Raw genomic sequence first — 10,625 nt, 5'->3', positions numbered from 1 at the left:
CGACCGACCGCACCGGACCGTCTGCGCACAACACCGCTTCGGTCAGTTCGAACAACGCATCCGCCCGCCTGACCAGGCAGTGGTAGAACTCCTGCCGGAGCATAGACAACTCCCCGGCCGCACCGACGTCGCCGGCATGATGCACACTGATCAACTGAAGCCCTTGGCTCGATCTTCCGTCTGTCGCAAGAAGGAATGATCGACCAAGGGCTTCACTCATGATCAACAGGGGTCTCCACCGACCACTCAGACGTTAAAACTCAAGCTAGCGCGTGGCGCCCGCTTCGGGTGGTTCGCCGGCGCTCGTCGCGCCGCCGCGCCGCGACGACGGACACATCCGCGTGGGGCCCGTTCTGATCTATTCTGGGACGGGGAATTCCACGAGGAGGGGCCATGACCGACGAAGAGCTGATCGTCGAGTTCGCCCTGCGCCGCCTCGCCAACCCCGATCTCGATCTGGAGGAAGTGGCGGCGCTCGTCGTGCGGCGGCTGGGGCCCGAGCGGATGCTCGAGTTCGCCGCGGCGAACCTGGCCACCCGCAACGAACTGCGCGGCGCCGTCTTCCCCGCGGCCGTCGAGCACGTCCTGCGGGTCGTCCTCACGTTGCGCGGGCCGAGCGACTAGCGCGGCGGGCCGGCCACGGACTGCGCCCGCCGCCGAAGGCCCACAGGGCGAGCACCGGATCGCAGAGCGCGCAGCCGAACGAAGAGTCGTGGAAGAACGGCAGGATCGGCTGGCCCTTGAGGTGGTGGACGACGTCCCACGCGGTGTGCAGCAGCCACCCGATCCCGATGAACGCCCACGAATCCAGACCCTTGAGCGCCACGAACACCATCACCGCGGCGAAGACGAGCTCCCACGGGCCCAGCGCCCCACCCGACAGGTAGGCCCCGCCTGCGCCGGCGATCATCAGCGCGGTGAACCTCCGCCGCCCGGGCTCCGCGAGCAACGACGACAGCCCCACATACACCAAGCCGATGACGATCGGCAGCAGCACCTGGATCATGATCGCCACGGTAGGAACCGGACGCCCGGCCCACCACCGGGTTGAGCGCCAGAAACCCGCGGATTCCCGCCAGGTGACGGGAATCCGCGGGCGGCGCGGCGAGTCAGCGAGACTCGGGGTGGCGGCGGTGCGGCCACGCGGGGAGCTTGAGCCCGCGGCGGGTCACGTAGAAGCTGGGGATCAGGTCCAGCGACGGCGTCAGCGCGCCGGTCGTCTCGGCCGGGGCGGGGATCGGGGCCGGGGTGGTGGTCTTGGTGGTCATGACTTCCTCCGAGGGGGTCCGAAGTGGATGAGTCCGGTGTGGACGGTGTCAGGCGGCGGCAGCAGCGGTGACCGCGGCGGCCGACGGGGTGAAGGTCGCCGCGCGGGTGCGGGCGCCGGTGATGGCCGTGTTGAGCGTGGTGAGGTCCTGGGGGCCGTCGTGGCGCTGGTCGTTGATGAAGAAGGTCGGGGTGCCCGCGACGCCGCTGAGGTCGGCGGACTCGACGTCGCGCTCGACGTGCGAGGTGAAGCGGCCGCGGAGGAGGTCCTCGCGGAAGCGGGCGGTGTTGAGGCCGAGCTGCGTGGCGTAGCCGACGAGCGCGTCGAAGTGCAAGTCACCCTGGTTGGCGAGCAGCAGGTCGTGCATGGGCCAGAACGCGCCCTGCGCGCCCGCCGCCTCGGCGGCCTCGGCCGCGAGCTGCGCGTGCGGGTGGATGTCGTGCAGGGGCAGGTGGCGCCAGACGTAGCGGATGTCGGCGTTGTCGGCCAGCAGCTCCCGCGCGGTCGGCGCGACCATGCCGGTCCAGGGGCACTCGAAGTCGCCGTACTCGACCACGGTCACGGCGGCGTCCTCGGGCCCTCGCACGTGGTCGCGGCCGAGGTCCACCGGCGCCACGAGATCGGTGAGCTCCGGCGCGTCGCCGAGCAGCGCGCGGGTCCGGACGGCCTCCGGCAGCGAAGCGGTCACCCGCTGCACGGCGAACGTCAGCAGCGCAGCGCCGGCGGCGGCCGCCAGCACCCCGAGCTTCGCCTGCTCCAGCTCCCGCCCGGTGAACGCGAGGTCCGCGATCAGCAGCGAAACGGTGAAGGCGACGCCGGCCATCGTGCCGCCGCTCAGCACCCCGGCCCAGCCGACCGCCGGCTGCAGTGAACCGCGGCTCAGCCGCGCCAGCAGCCACGACGTGCCGAACACCGCGAGCGGCTTGCCCGCCACGTAGGCGAGGAAGATCCCGACGGTGATCGGCGCCGTGACCGCGCTCGCCAGCACGTCGGCGTTGACCGCGATCCCGGCGTTGGCCAGCGCGAACAGCGGCACCACGACGTAGCTCGCGACGCGGTGGAAGGCGTGGCGCAGCCGGGCGTTGGCCGACAGCGTCGCGGTCAGGCGCCGGCTCGCCGAGCTGGCCGCCTCCGCGGTCGGCTGCTCGCGGAAGAGCCGAACCAGCGCGGTCGCCTCCTCCAGCGTGTCGCGCTTGGGCACGTACGCCGACGTCGCGAGGCCCACGGCCAGACCGGCGACCACGGGGTCGATCCCGCTGGTGAGCAAGGAGCCCCACACCGTCAGCGCCAGCGCGGTGAACACGGGCTTGCGGTAGCGGTAGTCGAGGCGGCGGCTCGCGAGCACCCCGGCGTACGCGAGGGCCGCGATCCCGAGCGCCACGAGGTTCACGTGGCTGCTGTACGCGAACGCGATGACCACCAGTGCCACGATGTCGTCGACGACGAACACCGTCAGCACGAACGTCCGGATCCGCTCCGGCGCCCCGCGCCCGACCACCGCGAACACCCCGAGCGCCAGCGCGGTGTCGGTCGACATCGCCGCGCCCCACCCGTGCGCGCCGGGCCCGCCGCCGGTGAACGCCAGGTAGATGAGCACCGGCACCGCCATCCCGGCCAGGCCGGCGACGGCGGGCAGCACCAGCCGGCGGCGCTCGCGCAGGTCACCGAGGTCGAATTCGCGCCGCGCCTCGAGCCCCACCACGAGGAAGAACAGGGTCATCAGCCCGCTGTTGACCCAGTCGCGCACCGGCAGCGCGGCGGCCAGCGGCCCGACGCGGACGCTCAGCACCCAGTGCCACACGGTTTCGTACGCGCCGGGCGCGACGTTCGCCCACACCAGCGCCACGACGACCGCGGCGACGAGCACACCGGCGCTGCCGGACTCCGTCTTCAGGAACGCCCGCAGCGGGCTCGATGCCGGTCCGGACATCGACATGCGGCCCATCGGCATCCCGTCCATCGGCGTTTCGGGCCCGGACGCGGTAGGCATCGGGGCCATCGACGGCATCGGGGCCATCGCGTCCGCCGGCCGGATCGGGGTCACGTTCCTCGGCTGCATCGGGTTCTCCTCGGAGTCGGGCGGGAGCGGGGGTCAGTGCGCCTTGCGGCCCAGGAAGTCGCGGATCAGCGCGGCGACCTCGGCTCCGGCGCTCTCGAGCAGGAAGTGGCCGCCGTCGAGCAGGTGGATCTCGGCGTCCGGCACGTCCTCGGCGAACGCCTTCGCGCCCTCGGGGCCGAAGATCTCGTCGCCCTCGCCCCACACGGCGAGCACCGGCGGCTGGTGCTCACGCAGGTAGGTGTGCAGCGCCGGGTAGAGGGGCGGGTTGGTGGCGTAGTCGCGGAACAGCGCGAGCTGGATCTCGTCGTTGCCCGGCCGCGACAGCAGCGCGAAGTCGTGGAGCCAGGTGTCGGGGCTGACCAGCGTCTCGTCGGCCACGCCGGTGAGGTACTGCCAGCGCGTGGCGTCCAGCGTCAGCGCACCGCGGATGGCGTTCTCGGTCTCGGGTGTCTGCTCCGCCTGGTAGGCCCACACGGTCTGCCAGAACGCCGGGACGAAGCCCGCGTCGTAGCCGTTGCCGTTCTGGGTGATGATCGCCGTGACGGTGCTGGGGTTCGCCAGCGCGAGGCGCCAGCCGATCGGGGCGCCGTAGTCCTGCACGTACATCGCGTAGCGCGTGATGCCCAGCTCGCGCAGCAGCCCGGCGGTGAGGTCGGTCAGCGCGTCGAAGGTGTAGTCGAACTCGTCGACCGCGGGCGCGTCGGAGAAGCCGAACCCGAGGTGGTCGGGGGCGATCACGTGGAAGCGGTCGGCCAGCGCCGGGATCAGGTTCCGGAACATGAACGAGCTGGTCGGGAAGCCGTGGAGCAGCACGAGCACGGGGGCGCCGGCCGGCCCGGCTTCGCGGTAGAAGAGCCGGCGGCCCTGCACGGTGGCGTAGCGGTGGTGGACCCGCGGCGTCTCAGTCATTGTGTCTAACCCTTCAAGTTAAATTTGATGGTTAGACTCAAACATGGTAGAACTAACCTGTCAAGAGGCAGTTTGAAGGTTAGGTTGCGAGGTACGCCGTGCTGGAGACCGACGAGCGGTTGCTGCTCGACCTGCTGAACACCACGCCGATCGTCGACGGCGAGCCGACCGACGAGCTCGCCGCCGAGGACGCGGGCCTGCGCTGGCTGACCGACCACGGCCAGCCGGAGTCGGCGGGCGAATGGCGCACACTGCTCGACGTGCGCTCGGCGCTGCAGGACGTGATCCGCGGAGACGCGGACCCGCGGGCGGTCGGGCGGTTCATCGACGGCGTCGGCTACCGGGCCCGGCTCGGCGACGAGGGCGTCGAGTGGAGCCTCGACGCGCCGGCGGGCCGCGCGGCCGCCGCGCGGGCCGTCTTCACGTGGGACCAGCTGCGCCACTCCGGCCGCTTGCGCCCGTGCGCCAACCCCGACTGCCGCCGGTTCCTGATCGACCACAGCAAACCCAACACGGCCCGCTGGTGCTCCATGGCGGTGTGCGGCAACCGGATGAAGGCCCGGCGGCACTACCGGCGAGCGCAGCAGTCCGAAGTGGACTGACCCGCAGGAGCGGCCGGCGGGCTCGGGAGTGCACGACCGCGGCGGGCCCTTCCCCCGACCGGAAGGGCCCGCCGCGATAGCTATTCGTTGTGCAGCACCGCCGCGATGGGGGTGCGCGCGGCGCGGCCCGCGGGGACGAGGGCGCCCAGCACGGCGATGACGACCCCGGCGAGACCCAGGAGCACGAGCGTCGGTGCGCGATAGACGTCGATCACGAACCCGAACACGTCCGATTGGGCGGCGCGCAGCATGGCCGGGCCGACGAACCCGTGCACCGCGACGCCCAGGGCCAGCCCGATCAGGCCGCCGACGACACCGAGGGCACCCATCGACGTGACCATCATGACCAGCACCTGGCGGGGGGTCATGCCGATCGCCTTGAGCACGCCCAGGTCGCGGCGGCGTTCGTGGGCGTTGAGGACCACGGTGTTGAACACGCCGAGCGCCGAGACGACCCCGAGCACCAGCGTGAGGATCGACGCGCTGCTGATGAGGACCACGGCCTGCGACGACGTGCTGTCGCGTGGGGGAACGGCGTCGAGGCCCGGGTCGCGCGCCTGGACCGCCTGCACCAGAGCGGCGCGGTCGGCGCTGGACGCGAGTTGCACGTCGTAGGTGTCCGCGCGGGCGTCCGGCGCGAGCATCCGCAGTGTTGACCAGTCGCCGTAGATCGTGTCGGCGTTGTTGGTGAGGGTGACGCCGACGATGGTCACCGGAACGCGGGTGCTGCCGAGTTCCAGGGTGATCGTGTCACCGGGGGAGAGCCCGCGCTGGTTCAGGAATCTCGACGGAGCGGCGGCTTCCCCGGCGCCCGCGGGCCACTTGCCCTCCACGATCGGCGGCCCCAGAGCCGCCGAATCCCCGCGCGAGAACACGACCGACGGGTTCTCCTGGCTCCCGAGCAGGTGCACCGTGCGCACGGTCGAGGCCGACAAGCGGGCGGCGCCGGGCAGGGCGCGCAGCATGGCCTCGTCCTGGGCGTCTCCGAGCGTCGCCTCAGGATGCGGGCCTGGGGCACCGCCGGGCGCGCTGATGCCGCCCTTCAGCGCGGCCAGGAACTCGACGCGGTCCGGGTGGACCGGGCGCATCGCGGAGTTGTACGCGGTGACCGACAGCGTCACCCCGATCGACAGCGTCACGGTCAGCACGCCGAGCACGATCGCGGCGAGCGTCAGCACGCTGCGCGCCGGCCGGGCGAACGTCACGCCGAGGCCGAGGCTCACCGACCGCGGCAGCCGGGTGCTCGCGAGCCGCCGCTGGATCGCCGGCGCGCGCCCGAGCCGCGGCGCGCTGCCCGCGCTGATCGCCGCCGTCGCCGGCAGCCGGCGGGCGCGCAGCGCGGACACCAGCGCCGCCAGCGCCACAACCACCGGCAACCCCAGCAGCGCCACGACGTCGACCCACGTGTCGATCCCGCCGGCGCCCGCCCCGAACGCCTCGAACGCGTTCGCGAGCACCGGCCCGGCCACGAGGTTGCCGCCGATGGTCCCGACGACGCACCCGGCGGCGGCCGGGACCGTGACCATCACCAGGTACACCGCCATCACCTGGTTCGGGGTGAACCCGAGCGCCTTGAGCACCCCGATGGTGCGGTACCCGGCCACGACGGCGCCGCTGACCACGTTGGCCACGATCAGCACCGCCACGGCGAGCCCGAGGATCCCGAACGGCACCAGGAACGGGACGAACAAGTTGACCTGGCCGTCCAGCCGCTGCTCGGCGGTCAGGTACGACTGCGCCCCGAGCACGGCCCGAGGCGGCAACCCGGCCGTCACGGCGGCCCGCCCGGCGTCGACGTCGGCCGCGGTCGCCGCGTGCGTGAAGCGGTACAGCACCTGCACGGTGTCCGGGTGCAGTGCGGCGATCTGCGCGGGCGTCACCCACGCGTCGGCCGACGCGCTCACCGAGTACGCGAACCCGACGACCGTGAGCGCGGGCCGGCCGGGGATCGTGAACCGGTCACCCAGCCGCACCGGGTCGTCCGCGCCGCGAGGGCGGTTCAGCACGATCTCGCCCGGCGCGGTCGCCCAGTGGCCGGCCCACACGTCGAGGCGGTCGACGGGGCCGCCCGGATCCGCGCGGCCGACCGTGGTCAGGGTCCCGGCCCGCGTGTCCCCGCTCTCCGCCGTGTCCAGCGTGACCTGCCCGAACGGCCCGGCCAGCGCCTCGACGCCGGTGCCGGTCAGCCGCGCACCCGCCACCTTCGCGCTGTCGTACGCCACGACCAGGTGCGCGCCGTCCTGCTGCGCGAACGCCCGCTGGAACGGGCCCGACGCCGACACCAGCAACCCCAGCGCGAGCACGATCGTCCCGGTGGAGACCGCGACGACGAGCCCGATCACCACCGTCTGCACCAGGCGGCGCCGGACCGCGGCACGCGCGACCCGCCAGACCGCGTTCACTGAGCCCGCTCCAGGCTGTCGGTGCTCGCGATCCGCCCGTCGACGACGTGGACGACCCGCGTCGCGCACTGCTTCGCGAGCCGTTCGTCGTGGGTGACGAGCAGGAGCGTCTGGCCGATCTGGTTGAGATCCAGCAGCAGGTCCATCACCTGCTCGCCGGAGCGGCTGTCGAGCGCGCCGGTCGGTTCGTCGGCCAGCAGCAGCGCGGGCCGGTTCATCAGGGCCCGCGCCACGGCGACGCGCTGGCGTTCCCCGCCGCTCAGCTGCGCCGGATAGGTGTTGCGGCGCCCGGCGATGCCGAGTTCGCCGAGCAGTTCGAGCGCGCGTTTGCGCGCCTGTCCGGCCGGCGTGCCGGTGAGCTGCGCGGCGAGCGCGACGTTGTCGAGCGCCGGCAGGTCGTCGAGCAGGTTGAAGAACTGGAAGATCATGCCGATGCGCCGGCGGCGGAACAGCGCCAGCCCGGTTTCGCTGAGCTTGCCGAGGTCGTCGCCGTTGACGACGACCGACCCGGACGTCGGGCGGTCCAGCCCGGCCACGAGGTTCAGCAGCGTCGACTTGCCGCTGCCCGACGGGCCCATCACGGCGACCGCCTCGCCGGCGCGCACTCGCAGCGTGACCCCGTCGAGGGCCACCGAGTCGCTGTACTCCTTGCGCACGGCGGTCAGCTCCACCACCGCTGCTCTGCTCTCGTCACTGCTCACGGTGGCCATCCTGGGGCAGCGGCGGGGCCAGGGGCATCAGCCCGGGGTGGTAACCGCGCGGTGGGGTCATCCCCGGGATGTACGCGCTGGATCCGCGGGGTGATGCGCTGCGGCGAGTGGCCTGGGAGAGTCGGGAGCGTGTGGGAACTCGTCGTCGCGGCCGTCGCGGTCCTGGCCGCCGTGGTGCTCGCCGTCCGGCTCCGCGCCGCGCGGCGGGCCGCCGCGCGGGCACTGGAGGAACGCGGGTGGCTGCTGGAGCGCGAACGCGAAAGCGCGGCGCAGCAGGCGGTCGACGCCGAGCGCGCCCGGATCGCGCGGGAGCTGCACGACATCGTGAGCCACAACGTCAGCGTGATGCTCGTGCAGGCCGGCGCCGCCCGGCTGGTGGTCGAGACCGAACCGGCGCAGGCGGCCGAAGCGCTGCGGGAGGTCGAAACGGCGGGGCGGACCACGATGACGGAACTGCGCACCCTGCTGGGGTTGCTCGCGCCGCCGGCCGACGGCGAGGAGCCGTCCGACCTGGCACCGCAGCCGAGCCTGGCGCGCCTGGGTCCGCTGGTCGACCGGATCGCGTTCGCGGGGCTGCCGGTGGAGGTGCGCGTGTCGGGGGAGCCGCGGCTGTTGCCGTCCGGAGTGGACTTGACGGCGTACCGGATCATCCAGGAGGCGCTGACGAACGCGCTCAAGCACGGCGACGCCGACAAGGCCGAGGTGACGGTGCGCTACACGGACCACTACCTGCGCGTGGAGGTGGTCAACAGCGGCCCGAGCGTGCTGACCGGAGGGCCCGCCACCCCCTCGTCAACCGGAGAGGGCCGGGGCCTGCTCGGGTTGCGCGAGCGCGTCGCGGCGTTCGGTGGTGACCTGGACGCGCGGCGCCGGCTCGGCGGCGGGTTCCGCGTGCGCGCCCGGATCCCGCTGGAGCGCCCGTGACCGCGCCACGCGTCGTGATCGCCGACGACCAGGGTCTCGTCCGCACCGGCTTCCGGATGATCCTCACGGCCGGTGGCGTCGACGTCGTCGGCGAAGCGGCCGACGGGGCGCAAGCCGTGGCGCTCGTGCGGGAGCTGCACCCGGACGTCGTGCTCATGGACATCCGCATGCCCGCGGTGGACGGCCTCGAAGCCGCCCGCCGCATCCTCGCCGGCGAGCCGCGCTGCAAGGTCCTGATGCTGACGACGTTCGACCTCGACAGCTACGTCTACGCCGCACTGGCCGCCGGCGCGAGCGGCTTCCTGCTCAAGGACGTCACCCCGGAACACCTCGTGGCCGCCGTCCGCCTCGTCGACACCGGCGACGCCCTGCTGGCACCGTCGATCACGCGCCGGCTCGTCGAGCGGTTCGCCTCGGGCGCCCCGGCGCCACGGCCGCCGGCGATCCACCGCGACCTGACCGCGTTGACCCCGCGCGAACTCGAGGTGCTCACGCTGCTCGGGCGCGGCCGCTCGAACACCGAGCTGGCGGCCGACCTGACGCTGAGCGAGGCGACGATCAAAACGCACGTGGCGCGGATCTTCGCGAAGCTGTCCCTGCGAGACCGCGCACAAGCCGTCGTGCTGGCGTACGAAACGGGGCTGGTCGCGCCCGGCGACCCGCTGGAGCCGTGAGCCTTCACCGGGGCACCGGGCGCGGACCGGTCGGGAGCCGGCCGGCACGAGACGTTCATCCGCCGCACGTGGCTCGGCCGCACGGCGAACCCGGGACCCCACCGGCGCAGGCCGCGCCCGGCAACGATGCGGATTCCCTGATCAACGCGTTCACCATCACTTCGGTAACCGCAGACTGGTAGCCGAAGTCCAGTGAACTACAACGCCTGGAAACATCGATAGCGTGATGGCCCCACGGATTCGACAGCCTGCCTCAGCGGGAAAGAGAACTCGACGTCGCTTGAATCGCTGAGTTGACTCGCTCGGCTCCCCTCGGGGCATTTTCCTGAGCGTGGTTCGAACCAATCCATTCCAGGAGGAATCCAGTGGGGTGTGCACGAGCGCAATTCCCGACGTTGTGCGGAGCCGGGTCGCCGCGTCCGTTGCGCCTTCAGGCGGCGCTCATCGGAAGCCGCAGCCGGGGTCGGTGGCGTCCGCGCCGAAAGGTGCCCCGTGTGGCAGTACTGCGAGACCGATCAGCACCGTCTTGGTGGTGCCGAGATTACGTCCTAAGTGGACCTCTTTGGCGTGATCGACGAATGTTTCACCCTGGCTGAAGGCCTCCTCGTGGTGACAGTCGGCCAGGTCGTGCGTGAGCGTGCCGCTGCGGACGGATGAGTAGATGGGCCCGGGGTGACTGTGCCACCCGGTGCTGGCGCCGGGGGCGAGTGTGAGCTCGACCAGGATGTAGTCGGTATCCCCGATGGTAGTTCGCGAGATCGTTCTTTGGGTGACGCCTGAACCGGGTGTCGCCTCGGCGACTGCGGGCATGAGCAGGGCGGCGGACAACGTCGCCGCCGCGACCGCGGGTACGGCGAACCTTCGCATGCGAGGTCTCCTGTCTGGAGTGGAGGGTGGTGGTCAGCGTGCGTCGTCGATCAACTCGGATCTCAAGGGTGACGCCAGACCGTCCGGCTGAACTTGCCGGGGGAGCATATATAGCGCGATTTTCTGGCGTCAATATGAAAATGCATTTTGGTGGGGAGAATCCCGATGGAGTGGAACTCCTGGGGGTGCCCGACAGTGACCACGAAGCTGC

General features: G+C 72.0%; 11 protein-coding genes. 4 read left to right on the top strand and 7 right to left on the bottom strand.

The features are described 5' to 3' along the window. The first annotated feature begins 393 nt into the window (after positions 1–393). Positions 394–624, top strand: coding sequence for a hypothetical protein (locus ACIA77_RS23430; RefSeq protein ID WP_395888066.1), 231 nt, complete (start codon positions 394–396; stop codon positions 622–624). Here the strand turns inward: ACIA77_RS23430 and ACIA77_RS23425 are convergent. The 4 genes from ACIA77_RS23425 to ACIA77_RS23410 form a co-directional block, all read right to left on the bottom strand. Continuing rightward, complete coding sequence (locus tag ACIA77_RS23425; protein WP_395888065.1) at positions 599–1,006, bottom strand: DUF6010 family protein; 408 nt, start codon at positions 1,004–1,006, stop codon at positions 599–601. The genes ACIA77_RS23430 and ACIA77_RS23425 overlap by 26 nt on opposite strands. Before the next feature lie 103 nt (positions 1,007–1,109). Beyond that, on the bottom strand, positions 1,110–1,268 hold the full coding sequence (locus ACIA77_RS23420; protein ID WP_395888064.1) for a hypothetical protein: 159 nt from the start codon (positions 1,266–1,268) through the stop codon (positions 1,110–1,112). 48 nt (positions 1,269–1,316) lie between these two features. Beyond that, positions 1,317–3,326, bottom strand: a complete 2,010-nt coding sequence (locus ACIA77_RS23415; protein ID WP_395888063.1) for a Na+/H+ antiporter NhaA — start codon at positions 3,324–3,326, stop codon at positions 1,317–1,319. Positions 3,327–3,359: 33 nt separating this feature from the next. Next, positions 3,360–4,235 (bottom strand): alpha/beta fold hydrolase, encoded by an 876-nt coding sequence (locus ACIA77_RS23410; RefSeq protein ID WP_395888062.1) that lies wholly within the window; start codon positions 4,233–4,235, stop codon positions 3,360–3,362. Between the two features lie 98 nt (positions 4,236–4,333). Here ACIA77_RS23410 and ACIA77_RS23405 point away from each other — a divergent pair, with 98 nt between their 5' ends. Beyond that, a complete protein-coding gene (locus ACIA77_RS23405; RefSeq protein ID WP_395888061.1) occupies positions 4,334–4,837 on the top strand; it encodes a CGNR zinc finger domain-containing protein in 504 nt (167 codons plus the stop codon). Positions 4,838–4,917: 80 nt separating this feature from the next. Here ACIA77_RS23405 and ACIA77_RS23400 read toward each other — a convergent pair whose 3' ends face one another. Further along, positions 4,918–7,239, bottom strand: coding sequence for an ABC transporter permease (locus ACIA77_RS23400; RefSeq protein ID WP_395888060.1), 2,322 nt, complete (start codon positions 7,237–7,239; stop codon positions 4,918–4,920). Continuing rightward, on the bottom strand, positions 7,236–7,940 hold the full coding sequence (locus tag ACIA77_RS23395; protein WP_395888059.1) for an ABC transporter ATP-binding protein: 705 nt from the start codon (positions 7,938–7,940) through the stop codon (positions 7,236–7,238). Before ACIA77_RS23395 ends, ACIA77_RS23400 begins: the two co-directional genes overlap by 4 nt. A 138-nt stretch (positions 7,941–8,078) precedes the next feature. Between ACIA77_RS23395 and ACIA77_RS23390 the strand changes: the two genes are divergently transcribed. Beyond that, positions 8,079–8,873 (top strand): sensor histidine kinase, encoded by a 795-nt coding sequence (locus ACIA77_RS23390; RefSeq protein ID WP_395888058.1) that lies wholly within the window; start codon positions 8,079–8,081, stop codon positions 8,871–8,873. Continuing rightward, entirely contained in the window at positions 8,870–9,547 is a 678-nt protein-coding gene (locus tag ACIA77_RS23385; RefSeq protein WP_395888057.1) for a response regulator, read from the top strand. Before ACIA77_RS23390 ends, ACIA77_RS23385 begins: the two co-directional genes overlap by 4 nt. Before the next feature lie 441 nt (positions 9,548–9,988). Here the strand turns inward: ACIA77_RS23385 and ACIA77_RS23380 are convergent, their stop codons facing one another. Continuing rightward, positions 9,989–10,414, bottom strand: coding sequence for a cupin domain-containing protein (locus ACIA77_RS23380; protein WP_395888056.1), 426 nt, complete (start codon positions 10,412–10,414; stop codon positions 9,989–9,991). Positions 10,415–10,625: the final 211 nt, after the last annotated feature.

Source organism: Amycolatopsis sp. NPDC051903, assembly GCF_044452505.1.
Classification (GTDB): domain Bacteria; phylum Actinomycetota; class Actinomycetes; order Mycobacteriales; family Pseudonocardiaceae; genus Amycolatopsis.
This window is presented reverse-complemented; position numbering and strand designations above follow the sequence as displayed.